Genomic DNA, 25,236 nt, shown 5'->3' on the forward strand with positions numbered 1-25,236 from the left:
AATCGGCGTGACGGTCATCGACCACGGGATGTACACGTTGTGGGGGGTGCGCCGCGCACCGGGCCCATCGACGTAGGTCACGGAGATGACGCCGCCGGGCCGCGACAGGTGACCTACTCGGTGACCGGCACGAAGGCGCCCGGCGACATCATCTCCGTGACCTACGTCGATGCGTCCGGTCGGCGGCGCACCCAGCACAACGTGTACATCCCGTGGTCGATGACCGTCACGCCGATTTCGCAGTCCGACGTGGGCTCCGTCGAGGCGTCCAGCCTCTTCCGCGTCAGCCGGCTGAACTGCTCGATCACCACAAGCGACGGGACGGTCCTTTCGTCGAACAGCAACGACTCACCGCAGACGAGCTGCTGATGGTCGGCAGGTATTCGGCGTACCGCCGCGGGGTGGGGGACGACACCATCTCGCCCGACGTCATCGACCGCATATTGATCGGGGCGTGTGCCGCCGTCTGGCTGGTATTGCTGGGCGTGAGCGTGGCTGCGGCCGTCGCGCTGGCCGACCTGGGGCGGGGCTTTCACAAAGCGGCCAACGGTACGCACAGCACCTCCTGGGTGTTGTACGCCGTGATCATCGTGTCCGCGCTGATCATCGCCGGGGCTATCCCGATGCTGTTGCGGGCCCGCCGGATGGCCCAGACCGAGCCGGCCGCCCGGGGGATGACCTCGCCCAACCGGCCCCCCGTGCGCCTTATGTCCCAGGCGCCGCGCACCGCGGCCGATCGGGCGAGACAACCCCGGGTGCAGGCGCCGGTACAGACGGCCGACTCCGGATGGTCGGGTGAGGCGGTCGATCGGGTGTGGTTGCGCGGCACCGTGCTATTGCTGACCGCGATCGGCGCCGCGCTGGTCGCGGTGGCCACGGCGACCTACCTGATGGCCGTGGGCCACGACGGCCCCGCCTGGGTCGCATACGTGGTCGCGGGCGTCGTCACCGCGGGGATGCCGGTGATCGAGTGGCTGCATGTTCGCCTACTGCGCCGCGCCGTCGCCGAGCAGTAGGCCCTACGACGCTTTGGCGTACCTGCGAACCAGTTCGTCCTCACCGAACGTGCTCGTGTGCTGCGTGCCGTTGTCGTCGCGGCCGAAGAACGTCCAGCGCCGGGGAGTCGTCTGCGGCCCGCTGATCATCTTGACGGTGTAGCGCAGCTTCGTGGGACGCAGCGTGCCGATGATGTCACCGACCCGGATCTTCGAAGGATGGATCTCCGGGGCGTCATTCCAGTCCTCTGTCGCCATTACGCCCATCCTCATCGTGTAAACCCCCCGCTCACCCGGACAGCGCCACGGTCAGGCCCTCGCCACTGTAGTGCACCCACCGAGCCAGGGCGGCCCACCCGGCCCCGGGCCGCCCCGTGGCTGGCGGTGGCGTAGCGTTAGCTGCGAGCCGTTTCATTGTCAGCGGTGGTCCGCAGCTACCCAAGCGAGTGCGACCCACGGCAATGCGATTCCTCCGTCCGCCCGGGCTAGCCGGCGCGAACGACGCCGACGTGAAGGGATCCGCTTGTGGTTGTCGCGAATCTGCCTGGCCGCCGGGCCGCCGGATGACCGAATTGTTCGAACGCCGACGCCGAGTCAATCCCGTCCGGCTGTCGGTTTGTCGTGAACTCGGCCGCCCCATCGACGGCGCGTGGTGGCCGCGCGCAGACCGCATCACCAACGAATTGCCCGAGCTGGTCGCCCTCCTGACCCCCTTGCTGGGCGACATCAACGCGATCAATGTCAACTGGCCACCACTGCAGCGACCACCCGACTTGAACTGGTCAGGATGGGAACGAAAGCGCCAGCATGTGATGACAATCGTCGGGGGCGACGCACGCGTGAACCTGCTCGTCATCCCCTACGCGACCTACAGCGCGCTCGCCCTGATGGTGCTGCGCTGCGCGGCCGACCTACCCGTCGAAGCGCGCGACCAGACGAAGCCGGCGTTCTTGGCTGCCGGCTCCATCCTGCGGGCGGCCCAGCAACAATGCGCCACGGCCTGCACCGAACCAGCGCGAAGCTAGTGGTGCTCGCCGTTCTTGCCGTTCGAGCCGACGGTGCTTTCCTGGTGCTCGCGCAGGGCGGTGAGGGCACGTTGCTCTGAGCCGTGTGCAGCCTCGCGCAGCGCCGCATCCTCCGACGCCGGGTCGGCGAACAGGAAGCTGCCGCTACCCGGTGAACCGGCCGAGCCAAGCTTGTTCATCCGCTTGGGCAGCGCCGCGCCCTGGTACTCGAGCGGGAGCGGGTGGCCGTGGTCGTCGACCGGTCCGAGCGGCTGATGCAGCTCGATGTAAGCGCCGTGCGGCAGCCGCTTGATGATCCCCGTCTCGATGCCGTGTGCGAGCACCTCCCGGTCGCTGCGCTGCAGCGCAACGCACCACCGGTAGGCGATGAAGTAGACCACCGGCGGGAGGACGACCATCCCGATGCGGCCGATCCAGGTCGTCGCGTTCAGCGAGATCTGGAACTTCAAGGCGATGATGTCGTTCATCGCCGCCAGCGTCAGCAACATGTAGAACGAGATCGCCATGGCACCGATGGCCGTGCGCACCGGGGCGTCACGTGGCCGTTGCAACAGGTTGTGGTGGGCGCGGTCGCCGCTGAATCGCTTCTCCAGGAAGGGATAGACGATCAGCAGGACGAAGATCAATCCCATCAGGAGGGCCACCCACACGGCGGCGGGAACGGTGTGGTGCCAGAAGTAGAACTCCCACGGCGGCCAGATACGCGCCAGGCCCTCGGTCCACATCATGTAGAAGTCGGGCTGCGAGCCGGCCGAGACGTGAGATGGCTTGTAGGGGCCGAGGTTCCAGATCGGGTTGATCTGCAGCAGCCCGCCCATCAGGCCGAGCACCCCGACGATCGCGGCGAAGAACGCGCCGGACTTGACCGCGAAGATCGGCATGACGCGCACACCGACGACGTTCTGCTCGGTGCGGCCCGGGCCGGGGAACTGGGTGTGCTTCTGGAACCACACCATCGCCAGATGCAGCCCGATCAGCGCCAGGATGATCCCCGGAATCAGCAGGATGTGCAGGGCGTACATGCGCGGGATGATGTAGCCCGCGGTCGCGCACTCGTTACCCACACCGCCGCAGGGGAAGTCGCCGCCGAACAGCGCCCAGTGCAGCCAGGTGCCGATCACCGGCATTCCCAACGTGATCGAGGAGAGCGCGGCGCGCAGCCCGATACCCGACAGCAGGTCGTCGGGCAGCGAGTAGCCGAAATACCCCTCGAACATGGCCAGGATCAGCAGCAGCGAACCGATGACCCAGTTGGCCTCGCGGGGCCGGCGGAACGCGCCGGTGAAGAAGATTCGTGCCAGGTGCACCATGATCGACGCCGCGAAAATCAGTGCGGCCCAGTGGTGTACCTGCCGGACGAACAGGCCGCCGCGCACCTCGAACGAGATGTCGAGGGTCGAGGCGAAGGCTTTGGACATGTCGACGCCACGCAGCGGCTGGTAGGCGCCGTTGTAGGTGATCTCGGCCATGGACGGGTCGAAGAACAGCGTCAGGTACACGCCGGTGAGCAGCAGCACGATGAAGCTGTACATCGCGATCTCACCCAGCAGGAACGACCAGTGCGTCGGGAAGACCTTGTTGAGCTGCCGGCGTACCGCCGCCGAGGGGTGATAGCGCGTGTCGATGTCTTCACCCTGACGGGCCAAGACGTCGCCGATCTTGGGCGGTTTCGGGGGACTCAGTTTCGGACTCATGTTGTCGTCCTCTCCCAGAATGCCGGTCCGACGGGCTCGACGAAGTCACCGTTGGCGACTAGATACCCGTTGGTGTCGATCGTGATGGGCAGTTGCGCCAGCGCGCGGGCGGCCGGGCCGAAGATCGGCTTGGCGAAGTGCAGGGCGTCGAACTGCGACTGGTGACAGGGGCACAGGATTCGGTAGGACTGCTCCTCGAAAAGCGATGCGGGGCAACCCAGGTGCGAGCAGACCTTGGTGTAGGCGAACAGCTCGCCGTAGTTGAAGCTCTCCTGGCCCTGGCGCTTGACCACCCGGGGCATGTCGGACGGCCGCACGCGGATGAGCATGACCGGGTTTCGGACGCCCTGGTTGATGGCGCGCAGCTTTTCCTGTGATTCCGGCGTGGTGCCGTCGCCGTCGGATTCGCGCCAGGGGAAGACGGTCTCCATGCCGCCGGCGTCGAGGTCCTCGGGGCGCATCTTGACGAACGGTGATGCACCGGCGGAGCCGGTTGCCCGCGCGAGGAAGATGGTCTCGCCCGCATACCGCGGTGTCCAACCGGACGTCCACAGCACGGCCTTCTTCCCATCGGCGCTGGGCACCACCGGTTTCCACGGGTTCTTGATCAGACCGCCGGCAAACGCCACCAGCGTCGACAGACCGAACGCGCCCAGGCCCAGTCCCAGGGAAAGCCCAATCACCTTGCGCCGCCGGACGGTTGAGCCATCAAGGGCGTCGGTCAGGTTCGCCACCACCGTCTTGCGGTCGATGTCGCGCGAGGCCCCGTCATGCCGCTCCTGGATCGAAATCTCTTCCGGGATAAACCTTTTCTGGTACAGGATGGTGCCGATGGCGATCGACAGGATCGACATCCCGAAGGTCAGCCCGTAGAGCGGGGTGGCCAGGTCGTACAGCAGGCTGCCGGGGGCGTCCTTCGGCTTGTACTCCCACGGCCAGAACAGGAAGACCAGCAACAGCGCCAACCCGAAACCACCGCCGAGCAAGAGCCACAGCGCGACTCCGCGTTCGGCGCGCTTCTCGGCTTTGGTGCCCTCGACGGGCCAGCGGGGTTCCTTGACGATCGTCTCGACGCCGTCGAGCTTGCCGCCCAGCGTCACCAGCTCGTGCTGGGACATCGCGGCCAGGGCCGCCTCGTCGGGTTCGTTCGGCGCGGCGCCCTTGTCGGTGTCGGAGCCGGCTACGGCATTGGTGTCGCTCATGATGCTCGTGCCCCAATCCACAGTGCCAAACCGATGGCGGCGACCATCCCGATGATCCACGCGGCCATGCCCTCGGGCGCGGGCCCGAATCCACCGAGGCCGTAGCCGCCGGGCTGGCGCTCTTCAGTGACCGACTTGATGTAGCCGATGATGTCCTTCTTGGCTTCGAAGGACAGCTGACGGTCGGAGAACTTCGGCATGTTCTGCGGGCCGGTCCGCATGGCCGCCAGGATCTGCTGCTCGTTGGGCGCCTCGAGGGCCGGCGCGTACTTGCCCGACGACAGCGCCCCTCCCTTGCCGGTGAAGTTGTGGCAGGAGGAGCAGTTCAGCCGGAACAGGTCGCCGCCGCGGCCCAGGTCGTCACCACGCAGCGACTTCATCGCCAAGCTGCCGTCCGGGTTGCGCACGGTCGTCGGACCGCCGCCGTTGGCCTGCACGTACGCGCCCAGCGCGTCGACCTGCGCCTCGTCGAAGATCGGCTCCTTGCGCGGCGCCTGGGCCTCGCCGGTCATCGCAGGCATGCGGCCGGTGGAGACCTGGAAGTAGACGGCCTCCTCGCCGACGCCGATCAGGCTGGGCCCGCGGTCGGGCACGCCCTGCAGGTTCGCGCCGTGACACGACACGCACGACGTGTCGAACAGCTGCTTGCCGGTCCGCAGCAGCGCCGAGGACGACTCGTCGGCGACGGCCACTTGCGGGCGCGGCGTCAGCACGGCGGCCAGGCCGCCGGCGATGGTCAGCGCGATCAGCAGCAACAGCCCGCCGGACAGGCGGCGGCGCAGCCGCCGCCTCGAGCGGTCGCGCTGCCCTTGACGCGGCTTCCGGTTTCGCATGGACCCCAGCTTCTTCAACCGAGAACTCCTGTTCATTCCAGTATTCGGAGCCGCCGGCTCATCGGATGAAATAGATCACGGTGAACAGCGCGATCCACACGATGTCGACGAAATGCCAGTAGTAAGAGACGACGATGCTCGCGGTGGCCTGCGCCGGGGTGAACTTGCTCATCGCGGTGCGGGCCAGCAAGAAGATGAAGGCGATCAGACCGCCGGTGACGTGCAGGCCGTGGAAACCGGTCGCCAGGTAGAACACGCTGCCGTAGGCGCTGCCGGGAATCGTGGTGCCGTGCGTGGCCAGGTGGAAGTACTCGTAGCCCTGCCCGCAAACGAAGAACAGGCCCATCAGGAAGGTGATCACGTACCAGCGGCGCAGCCCGAAGACGTCGCCGCGTTCGGCCGCGAACACACCCATTTGGCAGGTGAACGACGACGCGATCAGCACGAGCGTCACCGGGACGGCCTGATAGAGGTTCAGTTCGGTCGGCGGTGGCGGCCACTTGCCGCCGGACTGCGCACGCGCGGTGAAGTACATCGCGAACAGGCCAGCAAAGAACATCAGCTCGCTGGAGAGCCAAACGATGGTGCCGACACTGACCATGTTCGGTCGATTCAACGAATGAACGCGCGACGTGATTGCAGTACCTGAGGTCCCTACAGCGCTGGTCACATCCGCAAGTATGACGCTTTGTAGTTGATTAACTCCACCCGGGGCGGCATTTCATCTTTTCGCGTCGCGGCGCCGGCCGGAGCGGGCGGGACTCCGCGCCGGTTGGGGCAGGTCGGGTCCGCGTGGGACCATCGGCGCGTGGCTCTGTCATCTGAGGCTTCCACTGGCGGGTCCGCCGCTCGACCGGCCGGGGCGGCACCCTCGTGGCCTGGGGTTCTGGCCCGGTTGATGGGCGGTCAGGATCTGGCGCGCGGCCAGGCCGCCTGGGCCATGGATCAGATCATGGCGGGCGACGCGAGCCCGGCGCAGGTCGCATCGTTTGCGGTGGCAATGCAGATGAAGGTCCCGACCTCGGCCGAGGTCAGCGAGTTGGCCGACGTCATGCTGGGCCACGCGCGCACGATGCCCGCGATGCGCGACGACAGCGTGGACATCGTCGGGACCGGTGGCGACGGCGTCAACACCGTCAACCTCTCCACCATGGCGGCGATCGTGGTCGCGGCCGCCGGCGTGCCGGTGGTCAAACACGGCAACCGCGCGGCATCGTCGTTGTCCGGCGGTGCCGACACGCTGGAGGCGCTCGGCGTGCGTATCGACCTCGAACCCGAGCAGGTGGCGCAGAGCCTGACCGAGGTGGGCATCGGGTTCTGCTTCGCGCCGCTGTTCCACCCGTCGTACCGGCACGCGTCGGTGGTGCGCCGCGAGATCGGCGTGCCGACGGTGTTCAATCTCCTTGGACCCCTTACCAATCCGGCTAGGCCGCGGGCCGGCCTGATCGGCTGCGCGTTCGCCGACCTCGCCGAGGTGATGGCGGGGGTCTTCGCCGCGCGCCGGTCCAGCGTGCTGGTGGTGCACGGCGACGACGGACTTGACGAGTTGACGACGACCACCACCAGCACGATTTGGCGGGTGCAGGCCGGGACGGTGGACAAGCTGACGTTCGATCCGGCCGGATTCGGTTTTGCCCGAGCCGATCTCGACGATCTGTTGGGCGGCGACGCGCAAGCCAACGCGGCGGAGGTGCGCGCGGTGCTGGCCGGTGACAAGGGCCCGGTCCGGGACGCCGTAGTGCTCAACGCCGCCGGGGCGATCGTGGCCCACGCCGGCCTATCCAGCCGCGCTGAATGGTTGCCGGCGTGGGAGGACGGGTTGCAGCGCGCCGCCGCGGCGATCGACTCCGGTGCGGCCGAACAGGTGCTCGCGCGATGGGTGCGGTTCAGCCAGCAGGTCTGAGTCGTGTTGGGCCGCTTGTGCCGAGGTCTGTTCATAGGCCAGCCGCGCCGAACGCGCCGAGGCGGCCCAGGCCGCCCACGCGCCGGCCGAGCGCAGTGGTGAAGCCCAGCCGGTGGCGTCGGCGGATTCATCGACCCGAACGATGCGAACCCCGGGGCCTGCCAGCCACCGCGTGATGAGCGCGGATTCCTCCACCAGCGCACCGCCCAGCGGGGCCGCGACGGGCAAGATCGCCTGTGCCCCAGCCGCAATGGCGTCGACCACCGGCATCGGGGGCACCCCGCGCCTGGCGGTGCCGGCTGCGGCGAGCTGACCGTGCCGGACGACGGCGAGGTGGTAACCACCGTCCCCGTCGGGCGCGGCGGCGATCAGCTCGGGCAGCGTGGCCAGGGCGCGCAACCGCTGGCCGCGCCACAGGATCTCGACGGCGGTGGCGGTGCGGTCGCGCAGGCGCGCGGCGCTTTCGAAATTGCGGCGCTCGGCCAGCGCCGTGACCTGATCCACGGCGGCCACCAGGGCGGCGTTCTCCATCCCGTCGATCAACGCGGCGACGCGCGCCACGGCCGCCGCGTATTGCGTGGCCGTGATGCCGCGCGCCGCGGGACACGGCGAGACCTCGGCCTCGGGGCAGGCCGGCCCGTGCAGGACCGAGCGGCCCAGCCGGGCCGTGCAGGTCCGAAGGCCGGTGAAGCGCGCCATCAGCGCGGCCGTGTCGGCGGCGTCGGCGCGCGACCGAAACGGGCCGACGGCGCGGTCGTGGCGCGGTGCCCGGACCACCGCGAGCCGCGGGAACGCCTCGTCGGACAGGGCCACCCACCACCAGCGGTGCGGGAACCGGGAACGGCGGTTGTAGGGCGGGGCGTGCGCGGCCAGCAGTCGCAGCTCGCGGACGCCGGCCTCCAGCGCGTGAGCGCACTCCACGTGGTCGACCGCGGTGGCCAGATTGACCATCTCCTTCATCCGGCCGCGTGGGTCGGCGCCGGTGAAGTACTGCCCGACCCGGCGGCGCAGGTCGACGGCGGTGCCCACGTAGAGCACCTCGCCCGACGGCCCGCGAAACAGGTAGACCCCCGGGCGGTGGGGCAGACCTTCGGCGAGGACCCGCTTGCGCCGCTGGGCCGGCGTCACGTCCGGCAGGTAGGAGCGCAGGTCGGCGTAGGTGTGCACCCCCTGGTTGCCCACCCGCTCGATGAGCGCGTGCAGCACGTCGACGGTGGCGCGGGCGTCGTCCAGCGCGCGGTGCGTGGGCTGGGTGGCGACGGCAAAGAGCCGCGCCAGCGCGGCCAGCCGCACCGTGGGGGCTTCCTCGCGGCTGAGCACCCGGCGGGCCAGCCGCACCGTGCACAGGACCTTCGGCCGGGGCCAGGGGATGTCGCACCGCGCCGCGGCGGCACGCAGAAATCCCACATCGAACCCGGCGTTGTGGGCCACCAGCACTGTCCCGTGGTCGAAACCCGCGAATTCGAGGAACATCGGCAACACCGCGTCGATTGTCGGAGCGTCGGACACCATCGCGGTGGTGATGCCGGTCAGCTGCACGATCTGGGGCGGGATGCTGCGCTCCGGGTCGACGAGCGTGGCGAACTCGCCGAGCACGGCGCCGCCGCGGACCTTGACCGCTCCGATCTCAGTGATGGCGTCGGGCGCGTTTCCGTCGGTGCCTTTCGTGCGTCCGCCCGTGGTCTCCAGGTCCACCACCACGAAGGTTGTGTCGCGCAACGTGACGTCGGCGGTGGCGAAGGATGACCCCAAGTCGGTGAAACTGAGCTGAGTCGCATCACCGGCACCCATGGCCGCGACGTTAAGCGGGTCCACCGACACCCGCGCGGTTCCCACGCCGAGCAAACCGAACCCGTTCGCCAGGCGAAACGCGGTGCCGGCGGGTTGTCGGTGGGTGTGGTTACCGTGCGGAGAGTCCGACCTGAGTTCGCCAAGCCTGACCGAGAGGACCGATCCCGATGGCACGAAGCAGTGGGCCCGACAGCGACGGCACGACGGTGCCGGACGCGGGGGCGCCGGTGGTGATCGATTGCGACGACTGCGCGGTGCGCGGACCGGGATGCCGCGATTGCGTAGTCAGCGTGTTACTCGGGGTCCCGGGAACTTTGTTGGAGGACGAATGCGCTGCGTTGGCGGTGCTCGCCGATGTAGGCCTGGCACCGCGATTACGGTTAGTGCCTATCCGCCGCGAACGCGATTCGGGCGTCGCCTAAGATGCTTTGTGTGCCAAAGGTTTACGAGGGAGTCAGCATCGTCCACATGATAATGACAGAAATCTATCCAAATTCTTAACCCCCCGCTTTGGACAAACGCCGATATCGTTTCGTAACCTGTCTGAGACCTAAACCAGCTCGACGGCGCCTGGTCGTCAATGGCCCGTTTAAGGAAGCAAAATCTTGAGGCTTGACTCTAGATACCCGTTTGTGCGTGTCGTCACACGATTTGCCATCGGGACGCTAGCGGGCTTCACAGTCTTATCGGGTGCCCTCGCGGCGAACGTCTCGGCCGACCCGGCCGGTGATGCGCTGGCCAAACTCAACGAGTTGTCACGCCAGGCCGAGCAGACCACCGAGGCGATGCACAGCGCGCAGCTCGACCTGAACGACAAGCTGGTGGCCCAGCGCGCGGCGGACAAGAAGCACGACGACGCCCTGGCCGCCGTCGATGCGGCTAAGGCTCGCCTGGCGTCGTTCCAGGGTGCCGTGAACAAGCTTGCCGCCGCGACCTACATGGGCGGCCGCGTCGACGGCATGACGGCCATGTTGACCGCCGGATCGCCGCAAGGGCTGATCGACAAGCTGGCCATGCAGCGGCTGATGGCGACCCAGATGGCCGACCAGATGACGAGTTTCCGGGCCGCGGGCGAGCAGGCCGCCAAGGCCGAGCGGGAGGCCGCCAAGTCCGCCGCCGACGCGAAGAGCGCGGCCGAGCAGGCCGCCGCGGTGCGAGCGAGCCTGCAGTCCAAGCAAAGTCAGTTGCAGGTGCAGATCGCGGTCGTCAAGTCGCAGTACGTGTCCTTGTCGCCCGAGCAGCGCACCGCGCTCGCCGATCCCGGCCCCGTCCCGGCGGGTCTCCCGGCGCCCGGCGCCCCCGCGCCCGAGGCGGCGCCGCCCGGCGCGCCGCAGGGACCCGGTGAGGCTCCGCCTCCCGGCGGAATGCCCGGACCGTTCGGTGGCGGGGTCGGTGGCGGTGACCGCGGGACCGTCGTGCAGGCGGCGTTGACGCAGGTCGGTTCACCGTACGTCTGGGGTGGCGCCGCGCCGGGCGGGTTCGACTGCTCCGGCCTGGTGATGTGGGCGTTCCAGCAGGCCGGTATCTCGCTGCCGCACTCCAGCCAGGCGCAGGCTCAAGGCGGTCAGCCGGTGTCGTTGTCGGACCTGCAGCCCGGCGACGTGGTCACCTTCTATAACGACGCGTCACACAGCGGCCTCTACGTCGGTGACGGCATGGTGATCCATTCCTCGACCTACGGCCAGCCGGTGCGCGTGGTGCCGATGAATGCCGCAGGCCCGATCCACGACGCCCGCCGCTACTAGCGGACCAGGCGCCCGGCGCGGGCGGCTGACGCTGCTGCTGGCCTGGGTCTTCCTTGTCGAGCTCGTCGTCGCCGCGGCGGTCCCGCTGGACGCGGGACGCGGCGGCGGCACGCGACCCCCGCAGCTGATCACGCCCGCACGCAGCCAGGTCAGCGCCGCGACGAAGTCGCTGGTCGTCGGTGACCGCACCGTTCGGCTGCTCGGCCTCGGCGGTCCGGCCGGCGACCGGCTGCTGTCCCGGGTGGCGTCCGGCATCGGCGCGGCGATCAACGCGGTCGAGGCGTTCTGGGGCTTGGACTGGTCGCGCGACATATCGGTGGTCGCCGCCCACACCGACGAGGAGTTCCGCGCGGCCGCCGGTGGCGGTCCGGCGGCGCAGTGGGCGGACATCGCGGCGGTGACGGTCGCCGACCGCGTCGATCCGGTGCACCGGGTGGTCATCGGTGAGCGGATCGTCTTCGCGCCCGGCGCGGCCAACATGACCGAGGGTGCGCTGCGAATCGTGTTGACGCACGAGCTTTTTCACTACGCGGCCCGCGCGGACACCGCCGCGGATGCGCCCCGGTGGCTGACCGAGGGCGTGGCCGATTTCGTCGGCCGGCCACGGACTCCGGTGCCCCTCGACGCGCTGCCGGTCCCGCTGGCGCTGCCCTCGGACGCCGACCTGGACGCACCGGGCTCGCAGCGTTCGTTGGCGTACGACCGCGCCTGGTGGTTCGCGCGCTTCGTCGCGGACACCTTCGGGACGGCCAAGCTGCACGACCTGTATCTGGCCGTCTGCGGTGCCGGGCACACCGACGTGCCCTCCGCCGCGCACGACGTGCTGGCCACCGACTCGCCCGGCCTGCTCGCGCGCTGGCACGAGTGGCTCACCCGCGCCGGCTGAGGAGATGCCCCGCACGGCCCGCGCGCGCGTCAGGCTAGCCTGACGCAGTGAGTCGGGTCCTGCTGGTAACCAACGACTTTCCGCCCCGGCCGGGCGGCATCCAGTCCTACCTGAGCGACTTCGTCGGGCACCTCGTCGATGCCGGGTTGCATTCGATGACGGTGTACGCGCCGCAATGGAAGGGTGCCGAGGCCTTCGACCATGCGGCCGAGGCGGCGGGCTACCGGGTGGTCCGTCATCCCGGCACGTTGATGTTGCCCGGCCCGGCGGTGGACGCCCGGATGCGCCGGCTGATCGCCGACAACGGCATCGACACCGTCTGGTTCGGCGCGGCCGCGCCGCTGGCGCTGCTGGCGCAGCGGGCCCGGCAGGCGGGGGCGACCCGGGTGGTGGCCAGCACGCACGGTCACGAAGTGGGCTGGTCGATGCTCCCCGTCGCGCGGTCGGTGCTGCGTCGCATCGGCGACACCACCGACGTCGTCACGTTCGTCAGCCGCTACACCCGCGCCCGGTTCGCGCCGGCCTTCGGGCCCAACGCGTCGCTGGAATACCTGCCGCCCGGGGTCAACACCGACCGGTTCCGGCCCGACCCGGCGGCCGGCGCCGCGCTGCGCGACCGGTATCGGCTGGGGGAGCGGCCCACGGTCGTGTGCGTGTCCCGGCTGGTCCCGCGCAAGGGTCAGGACATCCTGATCAAGGCGCTGCCGTCGATCCGGCAGCGCGTCGATGGTGCCGCCCTGGTCATCGTCGGCGGCGGTCCCTACCTGGAATCGCTGCGCAAGCTCGCCCGCGAGTGCGGGATCAGCGAGCATGTGACTTTCACCGGCGGCGTACCGGCCGCCGAGCTGCCCGCCCACCACGCGCTGGCCGACGTCTTCGCGATGCCGTGCCGCACCCGCGGCGCCGGCATGGACGTCGAGGGCTTGGGCATCGTCTTCCTCGAGGCCTCGGCGACCGGCAAGCCGGTGATCGCCGGCGACTCCGGCGGGGCTCCAGAAGCCGTGCAGCACAACAAGACTGGATTAGTAGTCGATGGGCGCTCGCTGAGCGCCGTCGCCGACGCCGTCACCGAGTTGCTCGGCGACCGGGACCGGGCCGCCGCCATGGGCGAGGCCGGGCGGGAGTGGGTGACGGCCCACTGGCGGTGGGACACCCTCGCTGCACGGCTGGCCGAAATCCTCGGCGGCTGACGGCTCGAGCGTCACGCTGGCCTGACGCTCGACGCCCGGCGTCACGCTGGCGTGACGCTCGCAGGAGGGCGGTGCCCTGGCGTGACGCTCGGCCGCGGAGGCGTGACGGCGGGCCGCTAATCCTTCTCGTAGATCCAGTCGATGTCGGAGGCGAACTTCTCGGCGACCACGTTGCGCTTGACCTTCATCGTCGGTGTCAGCTCGCCGGTGTCCTCGGTGAAGTCGACCGGCAGGATGCGGAATTTGCGGATCGACTCGGCGTGCGACACCGCCTGGTTGGCGTGCTTGACGGCGGCGTCCACCTCGGCGACCAGGTCCGGGTCACCGGCCAGATCGGCAACCGACGCGCCGGCCGCCTTGTGGTTGCGCTCCTTCCACGCTTCGAACGCCTCGGGGTCGATGGTGATCAGCGCGCCGATGAACGGCTTGGCGTCGCCCACCACCATGGCCTGGCTGATCAGCGCGTGCGCCCGCAGTTGGTCCTCGAGCACGGCCGGGGCGACGTTCTTACCGCCGGCGGTGACGATGATCTCCTTCTTGCGGCCGGTGATCCTCAGGAAGCCGTCCTCGTCGAGCGCGCCGAGATCGCCGGTCTTGAACCAGCCGTCGGTGAACGCGTCGTTGGTGGCCTGCTCGTTGCGCCAGTAGCCGCTGAACACCACGCCGCCCCGGACCAGAAGCTCGCCGTCTTCGGCGATGCGCATGCTGTTGCCCGGCAACAGCGTTCCGACCGTCCCGATCCTGACGTTGCCGACCTGGTTGACCGTGATGGCGGAGCTGGTCTCGGTCAGGCCGTAGCCCTCGTGGATGGTCAGGCCGACGCCCCGGTAGAAGTGGCCCAGCCGCGCACCCAGCGGCGCGCCGCCCGAGACGGACGCGTGGCATTCACCGCCCAGCGCGGCGCGCAGCTTGTGATAGACCAGCCGGTCGAACAACGCATGCTTGGCGCGCAGCACCAGCCCCGGCCGCCCGCCGTCCTGCGCCTGGCTCCAGTCGACCGCGGTTTGCACGGCGGCCGCGAAGATCCGGCCCTTGCCGTCGTTGACCGCGTTCTGTTCGGCGGTGTTGTAGACCTTCTCGAACACCCGGGGCACCGACACCACCACCGTCGGCTTGAACACGGCGAACATCGGCAGCAGGTTCTTGATGTCGCTGGTGAACCCGACGGTCACCTTGTTGGCGAATGCCGAGAGCGTCAGCGAGCGCGCCAGCACGTGGGCCAGCGGCAGGAAGATCAGCAGCCGCTGCCCCTCGTGCAGCAGCGTCGGCAGGCACTCCTTGGCGCCGCGGGTCTCGTACAGCAGGTTGGAATGGGTGAGCTGGCAGCCCTTGGGCCGTCCGGTGGTGCCCGAGGTGTAGATGAGCGTCGCCGGGTCGTCGGCGCGCAGCGCCTCCTGGCGGGCGGTGAGTTCGGCGGGCTCGACCGAGGCGCTGGCCTCGGCGAGCTGGTCGAGCGCCTTGGGACCCGAGCCGTCGATGTGCAGCACGCGGCGCAGGGCGGGCAGGTCGGCGGTGAGTTCGGTGACCATCGCGGCGTGCGCGTCGGTTTCGGCGAAGGCGACCACCGCCTCGGAGTCCTGCAGCACCCAGCGCACCTGCTCGGCCGACGACGTCTCGTAGATCGGCACGGTGACCGCGCCGACGGACAGGATTGCCAGGTCGATGATCGCCCACTCGTAGCGGGTGGCCGAGAAGATGGAGACCCGGTCGCCGGCCTGGACGCCGAGCGCGATCAGACCCAGCGCCGCGGAGCGAACCTGTTCGGCCACCTCCGCGCAGGTGACATCGGTCCATTCGCCGTCGACCTGACGCCGGAAGATGACGAAGCCGGGATCTGATCGCTCGTGCTCGAAGACCATGGCCGCGATGTTGTCGTGCTCGCCGACGGAGAAGCGGGCGGGGACACTGTACTCACGCACTCTTACTGACCTCGTTTTGGCTTGGGTGACGTTCCGGGGGCCGGCTTGTTGCCGTCCAGCCTAATCCGCGCGTTCGCGCAGGAACGGTGGCAGTCGCCGGGCCAGGGCGCGGGTGTGTGAAGCTGGGGTAGTGAACAGCATCCAGATCGCCGACGAGACGTTCGTCGCCGCCGACGGTGCGCGGGTCGGCGCCGCGGTCGCCGATCCGTCGAGCTGGCGCCGGTGGTGGCCGGACCTGCGGCTGCAGGTCGTCGAGGAGCGCGGCGACAAGGGGATCCGCTGGGCGGTCACCGGCGCGCTGACCGGAACCATGGAGATCTGGCTGGAGCCGTCGCTGGACGGGGTGGTGCTGCATTACTTCCTGCACGCCGAACCGTCCGGGGTGGCGGCCTGGCAGTTGGCCAAGCTGAATCTCGCGAAAATGACGCACCGCCGTCGGGTGGCGGGAAAGAAAATGGCCTTCGAGGTCAAGACGACACTGGAACGGTCGCGTCCGGTCGGAGTTTCTCCGGTAGTTTAGCCGGGTCAGGTTTGCGGGGAGAGTACCGTTTCGGACCGGAGGCCCGGGGGTTAGACCCGCACGGTAGTTTCCCCGCCGGCGGCGTCGACCGCTTGCGGGAGAGAGGGCAGCACCAGGTGGCGGAGAAGACGTCGCAGACCATTTACATCGACGCCGACCCGGGCACGGTGATGGGCGTCATCGCGGATATCGATTCCTACCCGCAGTGGATCTCGGAATACCGGGAAGCCGAGGTGCAGGAGACAGACGCCGACGGCTATCCCAAAGTCGCGCGGGTGGTGCTGGACGCCGCCGTGCTCAAGGACACGATGGTCATTTCCTACCAGTGGCCCAAGGACCGGCAGTCGGTCAGTTGGACCCTGGTCTCCAGCTCGCTGCTGCGTTCGCTGGAGGGCACATATCGATTGGCGCCCAAGGGATCTGGCACCGAGGTCACCTACGAGCTCTCGGTTGACCTCGCCGTTCCCATGATCGGTCTGCTCAAGCGCAAGGCCGAGCGCCGGTTGACCGACACCGCGTTGAAGGATCTGAAGAAACGAGTCGAGGGCTGAGTGAGTCCAGCGAATCGCGGGCGCCCACCCCGGCCCGAATCAGCCTCTTCGTTGGCAAGGGCGGGGTAGGAAAGTCCACGCTGGCCTGTGCGACGGCGGTCGGTGCCGCAAGCGCGGGGCAGCGAGTGCTGGTGGTGTCGACCGATCAGGCGCATTCACTCGGCGACGTGCTCGGTGTCCCCGTCCCGCCCAGCCCGGGCGAACTGGTTCGCGTGCTTGCCGATGACGAGCAGGCCGGTGGTGGCTTCCTCGACGCGCTCGCCCTGGACACCCTGGCCCTGCTCGAGCTTCGCTGGCGCGAGGTCGTCGACACGCTGGATCGTCGGTTTCCCGATACCGAGCTGAGTACCATTGCCCCCGAAGAACTTTCGGCGCTGCCGGGTGTTCAGGAAGTGCTCGGGCTGCACGCCGTCGGCGAGCTGGCCGTCTCCGGGCGCTGGGATCGCATCGTCGTCGACTGCGCCTCGACCGCCGACGCGCTGCGGATGTTGACCTTGCCCGCCACCTTCGGGCTCTATGTCGAACGCGCGTGGCCGCGGCATCGGCGGCTGTCCGTCGGCGCCGACGACTCCCGCTCGGCGGCGATGGTGGAGCTGCTGGAGCGCATCGGCGCCAGCGTCGAGACGCTCAACACCCTGCTGACCGACGGCGAATTGGTCGGCGCGCACTTGGTATTGACGCCGGAGCGGGTCGTCGCTGCGGAGGCGGCCAGGACGCTGGGTTCGCTGGCATTGATGGGGGTGCGCGTCGAGGAACTGATCGTCAACCAGGTTCTGACCGAAGACGCATCTTACGAATACCGCAACCTGCCGGAGCACCCCGCGTTTTACTGGTACGCCGAACGCATTTCCGAACAACGTGGTGTTCTCGACGAACTCGACGCCACCATTGGTGAGGTGGCCCTGGTGTTGACTCCGCACCTGTCCGGGGAGCCGATCGGTCCGAAGGCCCTGGGCGAGTTGCTCGACTCCGCGCGTCGTCGCGGCGGGGCGCCGCCGCCGGGGCCATTGCGGCCGACGGTGGACCTGGAATCCGGAACGGGACTTGGTTCCATTTATCGAATGCGGCTAGCGTTGCCGCAACTCGATCCGTCAACGCTGACGCTGGGGCGCGTTGACGACGACCTGATCGTCAGTGCCGGCGGATTGCGGCGCAGGGTTAGGTTGGCGTCCGTGCTCCGGCGCTGCACGGTGCTGGACGCACAATTGCGGGGTAGCGAGCTGACGGTGCGATTTCGACCAGATCCGGAGGTGTGGCCTAAGTGAGTGGGGCTCATTCGGATATCGGTCCCGAGCTGCGCAGGCTCGCCCAGACAATCCTGGACGGAATCGACCCGGCGGTGCGGACGGCGGCCGCGCTGACGGCGGGCCGCGGAGCCGGGACCGGCAAGTGCCAACAGGTGTGGTGCCCGGTGTGCGCGCTGGCCGCGCTGGCGACCGGTGAGCAGCACCCGCTGATCACCGTTATCGCCGACCACAGCATCGCCCTGCTCGAGGTGATCCGGGCCATGCTCGACGACATCAACGGCGCGGAGAGACCACCGCCCGACGGGCCGCCCGGCCACGGCGCCACCGAGGCGGAGCCTCCCGACTCAGCGACCAGGACCCGGTATCAGCCCATTCCCGTCACCGTCGAGGAGTGACCCCGCTGCGTCGAAGGTGGTCCCTTCCGCATGCGGTGGGTACAGTTGGCGCAGAACACCGGCGGGCGGGCGAGAGGGAGGGCCATGTGGTACTGGCTATTCAAGTACGTACTGCTCGGCCCGTTGCTGGCCTTGCTCGGTCGGCCAAAAGTTGAAGGCCTGGAACACATTCCGAGTTCCGGCCCGGCGATCCTGGCCAGTAATCACCTGGCGGTGATGGACAGCTTCTACCTGCCGCTGGTGGTGCGCCGCCGCATCACCTTCCTGGCGAAGGCCGAATACTTCACGGGGACCGGCCTGAAGGGCTGGTTCCAGCGCTGGTTTTTCACCGCCGTGGGCCAGGTGCCGATCGACCGGACCGACGCCGACAGCGCGCAGGCCGCACTGACCACCGCCGAGCGGCTGCTCTCGTCCGGAAAGCTGCTGGGGATGTACCCCGAAGGCACCCGATCGCCGGACGGCCGGCTGTACAAAGGCAAGACCGGTCTGGCGCGGCTGGCCCTGCACACCGGCGTCCCGGTGATCCCGGTGGCGATGATCGGCACCAACGTCGTCAATCCGCCGGGGACGAACATGTTGCGCTTCGGGCGGGTCACCGTTCGCTTCGGCAAGCCGATGGACTTCTCCCGGTTCGAGGGGTTGGCCGGCAACCGCTTCATCGAGCGGGCCGTCATCGACGAGGTGATCTACGAGCTGATGGGGCTCTCCGGCCAGGAGTACGTCGACATCTACGCCGCCAGCGTCAAGGAAAGCCGCAACGGCGATGGATCGACCGGCGAGGCCGCCCGGATCCCGGAAACCGCCGTCGGTTGATCCGCGGGCTCGACTAGCCGGCTGCTGTCACCGGCGTCAATTCTTGCGGCGCCGAATCCGGCGACGGCTTGCGAGTGGTCACCGTCAGACCGGCCGCGACGATGACGGCCAGCGCCCACCACACGTAGGACATCCCGGCGAGCTGACGCCACCAGACCGCCGACGCCTCGTGATGCTTGGGCAGCAGGTCGATCGGCGACCATCTCATCAGCGCCACTCCCGCGGCACCGACCACGGCCAGCGTCACGTTGCGGCGCCGCCAGGCCAGCACGGCGAGCACCACGACCGTCGGCAATCCCCACACCCAGTGGTGTGACCACGAGACCGGGGAGACCATCAACCCGAACAACGCGACGCAGATGACGGCGAGCACGGGCTCGCCGGCCCGCAGCACCCTGCGCATCGCCCACACCGTCAGCGCGAGCACGAGCAGCGAGGCCACCACCCAGAGCAGGAAGCGCTGTTGCTCGCCCAGCCCGAGTCGGGCCAGGGCCCCGGCGAGGTTTTGATCGGTGTTCAGCGCCGCCTCGCCGATCCGATCGGTGTGCGGCAGGGTGTGCGTCCAGTACTCCCACGAGTCACCCCATGCCAGAACGAAACCCACCGCCGTCGTCACCACGAAGGACGCCACGGCCGTGAGTGCGGCCCGGTTGTCGCGACGCAGCAGGAAATAGAGCAGAAACACCGCAGGCGTGAGTTTGAGCGCTATGCCCAGTCCCAGCAGCAGCCCGCGCGGCCACGGTGTGCGGCGCGGCAGGCAGTCGGCGATCACCAGGGTCATCAACACGACGTTGATCTGGCCGAAGGCGAAGTTCGACGTGATGGGTTCCAGCCAGATGGTCGCCGCCAGCGTGATGACGACGGCCAGCCACCAGCGGCGCAACCAGGCCGGGCCGGGCAGCGCCGTCGAGGCGGCCCAGACGTCGAGGCGGGTCAGCACGATCACGGTGGACACCACCAGCAGCACCAACGTCAACGCCGTGATCGCGACGCTGGCGGCGGGCATGTGCAGCCAGGCGAACGGGCAGAACACGATCGCCGCCAGCGGGGGATAGGTGAACGGCAGGTTGAGCCCGATCGGTGTGTGGAACAGCACATCACCGCGGTACAGCGAATGGCCCTGCATCCACGCCTGCGCGCCCATCTGATACACGTCGATATCGATGCGATAGGGAATGTGGCCGAACAGTTGCCAGGCCACATAGCCCAGCCCCGCGGCCGCTAGCAGCCAGAGACCGCACCACAACAGGACCTGCCCGGGGCCACGTTTGCTTGGGTGGCCCACGTCGGGCGCCCGCCATCTACTCATGTCGCACAACAGCGTAATCGGTGCGCGGAGGTGGTACGTCGCTCCGCGCGGCTTCCGGCGGTGTCTACGCCCACAGGCGTACGTTTCAAGAGTGCTCCACTGGTTCGTGCTGCGGGTGACGCGCTGGTTCGCGCACGACATCCTCGAGGGCGGCCGGTTGCCCCTGCTGTGCTGCCTGGTGGCATTCATCCTGACGTTTTTCGTCACGCGGACGTTCGTGCGCTTCATCCGCCACCGCGCCGAGACCGGCCACCCGGCCAGGTGGTGGCACCCGCGCAACGTCCATGTCAGCGGGGTCCACATCCACCACGTGACGTTCGGTGTCGTCCTGGTGCTGCTCTCCGGCCTGACCTTGGTCACCCTGTCCATCGACGGACACGAGCCCGAATTCACTTTGTCGGCAATCTTTTTCGGCATCGGTGCGGCCCTGGTGCTCGACGAGTACGCGTTGATCCTGCACCTGTCCGACGTTTACTGGTCAGAGGATGGGCGCACTTCGGTGGACGCCGTGTTCGCCGCGGTGGGGGTGGCCGGACTCTTGATCATGGGCCTGCATCCGCTGATGTTTTTCCTGCCGATCTGGGAAGGCACCGATTCCTGGCCGCTGCGCGCCGCGGTGGCCGGCGGACTGGTGTTGACGCTGCCCCTGGCGGTGATCGTCGTGCTCAAGGGCAAGGTGTGGACCGGGCTGCTCGGCATGTTCATCGTCGTGCTGCTGGTCATCGGCGCGATCCGATTGTCCCGCCCGCATGCGCCCTGGGCTCGCTGGCGATACACCAACCAACCCGAGAAGATGCGCCGAGCGCTACAACGCGAACGGACGCTGCGCCGCCCGGTGGTGCGGGCCAAGCTGTATCTGCAGTGCGCGATCGCGGGCACGCCCCGCCTGCCCGACGAGCGCGCGGTCGACGCCCAGCTCGACCACGACGTACACCCGGCACCGCCGCCGACGGGGCCCATCCTGATCAGCAGATAGGCTTTCGCCGGTGCGGTACTTCTACGACACCGAGTTCATCGAGGACGGCCGCACCATCGAGTTGATCTCCATCGGGGTGGTCGCCGAGGACGGCCGCGAGTACTACGCCGTGTCAACGGAGTTCGATCCCGAACGCGCCGGCGGCTGGGTGCGCGCCAACGTGCTGCCCAAGCTGCCACCCCCGTCGTCTCAGCTGTGGCGCTCGCGCAGACAGATCCGCTCGGACCTCGAGGATTTCTTCGACGTCCGGGGCGCTGACCCCATCGAACTGTGGGCGTGGATCGGCGCCTACGACCACGTGGCCTTGTGCCAGCTATGGGGCACGATGCCCGAGCTGCCGCGGGCGCTGCCCCGTTTCACCCGGGACTTGCGGCAATTGTGGGAGGACCGGGGCTGCCCGCCCATGCCGCCGCGGTCGCGCGATGCCCACGACGCGTTGGTCGACGCCCGCGACCAGATGCGGCGATACCGGCTGATCATCTCGGCGGAGGGGGACGGCCTCGGGAGCGATCCGAACGCCGGAGTATCGCCCTGAGCCCGCCCGGACGACGTTCGCGCTGATCAGTCACCCTCGCGCCCCGGTTACCATGGACCGATGAACTGGACTGTCGACATCCCGATCGACCAGCTGCCGTCGCTGCCCCCGCTGCCGAACGACCTGCGGGCGCGGCTGGACGCCGCGCTGGCCAAGCCGGCCGCCCAGCAACCCAGCTGGCCGGCCGAACAGGCGGCGGCGATGCGAACGGTCCTCGAGAGCGTGCCGCCGGTGACGGTGCCCTCGGAGATCCTCCGGCTGCAGGAGCAGCTGGCCCAGGTCGCCAAGGGCGAGGCGTTCCTGCTGCAGGGCGGGGACTGCGCGGAGACGTTCACCGACAACACCGAGCCCCACATTCGGGGCAACATCCGCGCCCTGCTGCAGATGGCCGTGGTGCTGACCTACGGCGCCAGCATGCCGGTGGTCAAGGTGGCCCGGATCGCCGGCCAGTACGCCAAGCCACGGTCGGCCGACATCGACGCCCTGGGGTTGCGGTCCTACCGCGGGGACATGATCAACGGCTTCGCCCCGGATGCCGCCGCGCGCGAGCACGACCCGTCGCGGCTGGTGCGCGCGTACGCCAACGCCAGTGCGGCGATGAACCTGGTGCGGGCGCTGACGTCGTCGGGCCTGGCGTCGCTGCACCTGGTCCACGACTGGAACCGGGAGTTCGTCCGGACGTCGCCCGCCGGCGCCCGCTACGAGGCGCTGGCCACCGAAATCGACCGGGGTCTGCGGTTCATGAGCGCCTGCGGCGTGGCCGACCGCAACCTGCAGACCGCCGAAATCTATGCCAGCCATGAGGCTTTGGTGCTCGACTACGAGCGGGCCATGCTGCGGCTGTCGGCGAGCGAGGACGGGGAGCCGCAGCTATTCGACCTGTCGGCACACACCGTCTGGATCGGCGAGCGGACGCGCCAGCTCGACGGCGCGCACATCGCGTTCGCGGAGGTGATCGCCAACCCGATCGGCGTGAAGATCGGCCCGACGATGACCCCGGAACTGGCCGTCGAATACGTGGAACGGCTTGACCCGCACAACAAGCCGGGCCGGTTGACGTTGGTGAGCCGGATGGGCAACAACAAGGTGCGCGATCTGCTGCCGCCCATCGTCGAGAAGGTCCAGGCGACCGGTCACCAGGTGATCTGGCAGTGCGACCCCATGCACGGCAACACCCACGAGTCGTCCAACGGATACAAGACCCGGCACTTCGACCGGGTCGTCGACGAGGTGCAGGGTTTCTTCGAGGTGCACCGCGCGCTGGGCACGCACCCGGGCGGCATCCACGTCGAGATCACCGGCGAAGACGTCACGGAATGCCTCGGTGGGGCGCAAGACATTTCGGATCTGGACTTGGCGGGGCGCTACGAGACGGCATGCGACCCGCGGCTGAACACCCAGCAGTCGCTGGAGTTGGCCTTCCTGGTCGCCGAGATGCTGCGCGACTAGCCCGCTATCAGCCCGTTCAGGTTGGTCCCGATCGTCCACGCCGCGGTGGCAACCAGACCGGTCAGCGCCAGCACCAGCGCCACCCAGATCAGCACCATGCGCCGGCCGTGCTGTCGGGCGTATGCGAATTCGCTGATCGGAATGCCGGCGAATTCCCCTGTGACGGGCTGGTATTCGTAGTCGTCGGGCTCGTCATCGGATTGCGGCGGGCGCTGCGGCTCGGACCAGTCCTCGGGGCCGCGGGTCAATTGGCGGGTGGGGTGGCGGACCGGTGCGGCGGCGGGCGGCGCGGCGGTGTCCGGGCGCTGGCTCATTCGGCTGTGCTGGGCCGCGGACCGGTGCTGCGCGGAGTTGCGCGGTGCCGGGACCCGAAAATCCGGCAGCGCAAGTTCTTCGGTGATCGCGTCGAGCTCGGCGCCCATCTCGATCGCGTCGGCGTACCGGTCGCCCGGGTCGCGCGCGGTCGCGCGCCGCACGAACTCGTCGAACTCCGGGGGTACACCGTCGATCGCGGCACTGGGCGCCGGCACATCGGTGTCCAGCCGTTGGTAGGCGATCGACAACGCGGAGTCACCGGTGAACGGGGTGCTCCCGGTCAGCAGCTCGTAGGTGAGAATCCCGGCGGAGTACACGTCGCTGCGGGGACTGGCGTCGCCGTGGCGCACCTGCTCGGGAGACAGGTAGGCCGCGGTTCCCAAAATCACGCTCGTGGAGGTGATTCCAGCGGCCGCGACGGCACGGACCAAACCGAAATCGGCGATCTTCACGTCGCCGTCGTCGGAGATCAGCACGTTCTCGGGCTTGACGTCGCGATGAATCAGACCGGCCCGGTGCGCGGCGGCGAGGCCGCCCAACACCGGGCGCAGCACCGCGGCCACGGCATAGGGCGGCATCGGCCCGCGCTCGGCCAGCAGCTCGCGCAGCGTGCCGCCCTCGATGAGCTCCATCACCAAGAAGGGGTGCCGGGCGTCCAAGCCCTGGTCGTATACCGCGACCAGGCCGGGGTCCTTCAGCCGTGCGACCGTGCGGGCCTCGCGCTGAAACCGGGTCAGAAACTGGTCGTCGCCGGCGTAGCGGGAATCCATCACCTTCACCGCGACCGGGCGGTCGAGCCGCGTGTCGAGGCCGCGGTACACCGTCGACGTGCCGCCGCTGGCGATCTTGGACTGCACCAGGTAGCGGCCATCCAGCAAGACGCTGTCCAAGGGGTCTCGCGTCCCGGGTCCGGCCACGGGGCCATCGTAGGGGTGAGGGTGCGATTGGGCGTCAGAACACGGGTTGAATCCGCGTGCCAAGGCCTACACTTGCGCGGGTGAGCAGTGTTCCTGCCGGCGACGATGTTCTGGATCCCGACGAGCCCACCTACGACCTGCCGCGGGTCGCCGAATTGCTCCGGATTTCGGTCAGCAAGGTCCAGCAGCAACTTCGGGAAGGTCACCTGGTTGCGGTGAAGCGCGAGGGCGGCCTGGTGGTGCCGCAGGTGTTCTTCACCAAGTCCGGTGAGGTGGTCAAGAGCCTGCCGGGACTGTTGACGATCCTGCACGACGGCGGCTACCACGACACCGAGATCGTGCGGTGGTTGTTCACCCCCGATCCGTCGCTGACGATCACGCACGACGGCAGCCGGGATGCCATCAGCAACGCCCGCCCCGTCGACGCCCTGCACGCGCACCAGGCTCGGGAAGTCGTGCGTCGGGCACAGGCGATGGCTTGCTGAGGGCTTACTGAGCGACAGCTTCCTCGGTTATGCCGGCCCGCTCGTCGGGGGCACGGTAGAGCCTGTACCAGGCGATCAGCGCGCAAGCGGTGGCCAGCGAGAAATGCAGCCACGAGTACATCCCATGCGAGCCATCGGGTTTGAAGATCACCATCACCCACGTCGACAGCCCGGCGATGATCGCGACGGCCCGCCGGGACTGCGCCAGCGGGGCCACCACCGCCAGCGGCCAGGAGTAGTACCACGGCAGCGCCGCGGGGACGAAGAGCACCACCACCAGCATCGAGTACGCGATGCCGGTGAGGGCGGCCCTGTCGTCGCGCCGGAACCGCCACCACAGCAGGGGCAGCGACACCGCGATGATCGCGATCCCGATGAAGCGGGTGATGCGCAGCAAGGGGTAGAAGTGCACCGCAAAGAAGCCGCTGAACACGGCGTGAATGATGTTGGCGGCCGCGGTCGGCACGGTCAGCCAGTTGATGATCTTCACGGACCCGGCCAGTGCGGTCAGCCACCCCAGGCCCACCCTCTTATACACAAC

The 25,236-nt window shown here is 68.7% G+C and carries 25 protein-coding genes and 2 pseudogenes; 17 read left to right on the forward strand and 10 right to left on the reverse strand.

Features of this window, described 5'->3' with window-relative positions; genetic code table 11:
* Both A5773_RS13825 and A5773_RS13830 read left to right on the forward strand, forming a co-directional pair.
* The coding region (locus tag A5773_RS13825) for an MmpS family transport accessory protein (protein ID WP_232001854.1) at positions 1 to 369 on the forward strand (369 nt) is incomplete at its 5' end.
* Positions 369 to 1,016: a DUF2561 family protein gene (locus tag A5773_RS13830; protein WP_066946931.1), complete on the forward strand. Its 648-nt coding sequence runs from the start codon at positions 369 to 371 to the stop codon at positions 1,014 to 1,016. The genes A5773_RS13825 and A5773_RS13830, both read left to right, overlap by 1 nt.
* Before the next feature lie 3 nt (positions 1,017 to 1,019).
* Here the strand turns inward: A5773_RS13830 and A5773_RS13835 are convergent, their stop codons facing one another.
* Positions 1,020 to 1,253: a hypothetical protein gene (locus A5773_RS13835; RefSeq protein WP_066946936.1), complete on the reverse strand. Its 234-nt coding sequence runs from the start codon at positions 1,251 to 1,253 to the stop codon at positions 1,020 to 1,022.
* Between the two features lie 305 nt (positions 1,254 to 1,558).
* Between A5773_RS13835 and A5773_RS13840 the strand changes: the two genes are divergently transcribed.
* The gene (locus A5773_RS13840; RefSeq protein WP_066946942.1) at positions 1,559 to 2,020 is read left to right on the forward strand and encodes a DUF5994 family protein; all 462 of its coding nucleotides are present in this window, start codon (positions 1,559 to 1,561) and stop codon (positions 2,018 to 2,020) included.
* On the opposite strand, the gene A5773_RS13845 is transcribed toward A5773_RS13840, so the two are convergent.
* The 4 genes from A5773_RS13845 to A5773_RS13860 are packed head-to-tail and all read right to left on the reverse strand — an operon-like array spanning position 2,017 to position 6,419.
* Positions 2,017 to 3,714 (reverse strand): cytochrome bc complex cytochrome b subunit, encoded by a 1,698-nt coding sequence (locus A5773_RS13845; protein ID WP_066946945.1) that lies wholly within the window; start codon positions 3,712 to 3,714, stop codon positions 2,017 to 2,019. The two genes, A5773_RS13840 and A5773_RS13845, sit on opposite strands and share 4 nt — an antisense overlap.
* Positions 3,711 to 4,916 (reverse strand): ubiquinol-cytochrome c reductase iron-sulfur subunit, encoded by a 1,206-nt coding sequence (locus A5773_RS13850; RefSeq protein WP_066946950.1) that lies wholly within the window; start codon positions 4,914 to 4,916, stop codon positions 3,711 to 3,713. Before A5773_RS13850 ends, A5773_RS13845 begins: the two co-directional genes overlap by 4 nt.
* On the reverse strand, positions 4,913 to 5,767 hold the full coding sequence (locus A5773_RS13855) for a c-type cytochrome (protein ID WP_066946953.1): 855 nt from the start codon (positions 5,765 to 5,767) through the stop codon (positions 4,913 to 4,915). The genes A5773_RS13850 and A5773_RS13855 overlap by 4 nt, the downstream gene beginning before the upstream one ends.
* Before the next feature lie 40 nt (positions 5,768 to 5,807).
* Positions 5,808 to 6,419, reverse strand: a complete 612-nt coding sequence (locus A5773_RS13860; protein WP_055401014.1) for a heme-copper oxidase subunit III — start codon at positions 6,417 to 6,419, stop codon at positions 5,808 to 5,810.
* 138 nt (positions 6,420 to 6,557) lie between these two features.
* Between A5773_RS13860 and trpD the strand changes: the two genes are divergently transcribed.
* Entirely contained in the window at positions 6,558 to 7,652 is a 1,095-nt protein-coding gene (gene trpD / locus A5773_RS26525; RefSeq protein WP_156659187.1) for an anthranilate phosphoribosyltransferase, read from the forward strand.
* Here the strand turns inward: trpD and A5773_RS13865 are convergent.
* Positions 7,590 to 9,443 (reverse strand): annotated as a pseudogene (locus tag A5773_RS13865) (DEDD exonuclease domain-containing protein); the annotation flags it as partial. The gene trpD and the pseudogene A5773_RS13865 overlap by 63 nt on opposite strands.
* A 167-nt stretch (positions 9,444 to 9,610) precedes the next feature.
* Between A5773_RS13865 and A5773_RS25630 the strand changes: the two are divergent.
* The 4 genes from A5773_RS25630 (at position 9,611) to pimB (ending at position 13,264) form a co-directional block, all read left to right on the forward strand.
* A complete protein-coding gene (locus tag A5773_RS25630) occupies positions 9,611 to 9,865 on the forward strand; it encodes a hypothetical protein (protein ID WP_082948230.1) in 255 nt (84 codons plus the stop codon).
* 183 nt (positions 9,866 to 10,048) lie between these two features.
* Positions 10,049 to 11,188 carry a peptidoglycan hydrolase RipC gene (ripC, locus tag A5773_RS13870; RefSeq protein WP_066946958.1) on the forward strand — a complete coding sequence of 380 codons (1,140 nt, stop codon included), beginning with the start codon at positions 10,049 to 10,051 and terminating at the stop codon, positions 11,186 to 11,188.
* The gene (locus tag A5773_RS13875) at positions 11,151 to 12,074 is read left to right on the forward strand and encodes a hypothetical protein (RefSeq protein ID WP_369817362.1); all 924 of its coding nucleotides are present in this window, start codon (positions 11,151 to 11,153) and stop codon (positions 12,072 to 12,074) included. The genes ripC and A5773_RS13875 overlap by 38 nt, the downstream gene beginning before the upstream one ends.
* A gap of 47 nt (positions 12,075 to 12,121) precedes the next feature.
* Positions 12,122 to 13,264 (forward strand): GDP-mannose-dependent alpha-(1-6)-phosphatidylinositol monomannoside mannosyltransferase, encoded by a 1,143-nt coding sequence (gene pimB, locus A5773_RS13880; RefSeq protein WP_067791339.1) that lies wholly within the window; start codon positions 12,122 to 12,124, stop codon positions 13,262 to 13,264.
* Between the two features lie 116 nt (positions 13,265 to 13,380).
* Here the strand turns inward: pimB and A5773_RS13885 are convergent, their stop codons facing one another.
* Complete coding sequence (locus A5773_RS13885; RefSeq protein ID WP_066946965.1) at positions 13,381 to 15,183, reverse strand: long-chain fatty acid--CoA ligase; 1,803 nt, start codon at positions 15,181 to 15,183, stop codon at positions 13,381 to 13,383.
* Between the two features lie 130 nt (positions 15,184 to 15,313).
* Between A5773_RS13885 and A5773_RS13890 the strand changes: the two genes are divergently transcribed.
* The 5 genes from A5773_RS13890 (at position 15,314) to A5773_RS13910 (ending at position 18,709) form a co-directional block, all read left to right on the forward strand.
* A complete protein-coding gene (locus A5773_RS13890; RefSeq protein WP_066946969.1) occupies positions 15,314 to 15,703 on the forward strand; it encodes a polyketide cyclase / dehydrase and lipid transport in 390 nt (129 codons plus the stop codon).
* A gap of 116 nt (positions 15,704 to 15,819) precedes the next feature.
* Positions 15,820 to 16,254: an SRPBCC family protein gene (locus tag A5773_RS13895; RefSeq protein ID WP_066946972.1), complete on the forward strand. Its 435-nt coding sequence runs from the start codon at positions 15,820 to 15,822 to the stop codon at positions 16,252 to 16,254.
* Positions 16,251 to 17,519, forward strand: a complete 1,269-nt coding sequence (locus tag A5773_RS13900; protein ID WP_197505342.1) for an ArsA family ATPase — start codon at positions 16,251 to 16,253, stop codon at positions 17,517 to 17,519. Before A5773_RS13895 ends, A5773_RS13900 begins: the two co-directional genes overlap by 4 nt.
* Positions 17,516 to 17,896, forward strand: coding sequence for a hypothetical protein (locus tag A5773_RS13905; RefSeq protein ID WP_066946982.1), 381 nt, complete (start codon positions 17,516 to 17,518; stop codon positions 17,894 to 17,896). The genes A5773_RS13900 and A5773_RS13905 overlap by 4 nt, the downstream gene beginning before the upstream one ends.
* 84 nt (positions 17,897 to 17,980) lie before the next feature.
* Positions 17,981 to 18,709 (forward strand): 1-acyl-sn-glycerol-3-phosphate acyltransferase, encoded by a 729-nt coding sequence (locus tag A5773_RS13910; RefSeq protein WP_066946986.1) that lies wholly within the window; start codon positions 17,981 to 17,983, stop codon positions 18,707 to 18,709.
* 13 nt (positions 18,710 to 18,722) lie between these two features.
* Here the strand turns inward: A5773_RS13910 and A5773_RS13915 are convergent, their stop codons facing one another.
* A complete protein-coding gene (locus A5773_RS13915; RefSeq protein WP_066946989.1) occupies positions 18,723 to 20,018 on the reverse strand; it encodes a glycosyltransferase 87 family protein in 1,296 nt (431 codons plus the stop codon).
* 109 nt (positions 20,019 to 20,127) lie between these two features.
* Between A5773_RS13915 and A5773_RS13920 the strand changes: the two genes are divergently transcribed.
* From A5773_RS13920 to A5773_RS13930, 3 genes are read left to right on the forward strand one after another with little or no spacing between them, the layout of a single operon-like run.
* On the forward strand, positions 20,128 to 20,994 hold the full coding sequence (locus tag A5773_RS13920; protein WP_197505343.1) for a hypothetical protein: 867 nt from the start codon (positions 20,128 to 20,130) through the stop codon (positions 20,992 to 20,994).
* Between the two features lie 10 nt (positions 20,995 to 21,004).
* Positions 21,005 to 21,529 carry a polyadenylate-specific 3'-exoribonuclease AS gene (locus tag A5773_RS13925; RefSeq protein ID WP_066946996.1) on the forward strand — a complete coding sequence of 175 codons (525 nt, stop codon included), beginning with the start codon at positions 21,005 to 21,007 and terminating at the stop codon, positions 21,527 to 21,529.
* Positions 21,530 to 21,589: 60 nt separating this feature from the next.
* Complete coding sequence (locus A5773_RS13930; protein ID WP_066947001.1) at positions 21,590 to 22,978, forward strand: class II 3-deoxy-7-phosphoheptulonate synthase; 1,389 nt, start codon at positions 21,590 to 21,592, stop codon at positions 22,976 to 22,978.
* On the opposite strand, the gene A5773_RS13935 is transcribed toward A5773_RS13930, so the two are convergent.
* Positions 22,975 to 24,210 (reverse strand): protein kinase, encoded by a 1,236-nt coding sequence (locus tag A5773_RS13935; RefSeq protein WP_197505340.1) that lies wholly within the window; start codon positions 24,208 to 24,210, stop codon positions 22,975 to 22,977. The two genes, A5773_RS13930 and A5773_RS13935, sit on opposite strands and share 4 nt — an antisense overlap.
* Before the next feature lie 80 nt (positions 24,211 to 24,290).
* On the opposite strand from A5773_RS13935, the gene A5773_RS13940 reads away from it, so the two are divergent.
* Complete coding sequence (locus A5773_RS13940; protein WP_066947011.1) at positions 24,291 to 24,695, forward strand: Rv2175c family DNA-binding protein; 405 nt, start codon at positions 24,291 to 24,293, stop codon at positions 24,693 to 24,695.
* Positions 24,696 to 24,699: 4 nt separating this feature from the next.
* On the opposite strand, the pseudogene A5773_RS13945 reads toward A5773_RS13940, so the two are convergent.
* A pseudogene (locus A5773_RS13945) lies at positions 24,700 to 25,236 on the reverse strand (alpha-(1->6)-mannopyranosyltransferase A); the annotation flags it as partial.

This window comes from Mycobacterium sp. 852014-52450_SCH5900713 (assembly GCF_001667075.1).
Taxonomy (GTDB): domain Bacteria; phylum Actinomycetota; class Actinomycetes; order Mycobacteriales; family Mycobacteriaceae; genus Mycobacterium.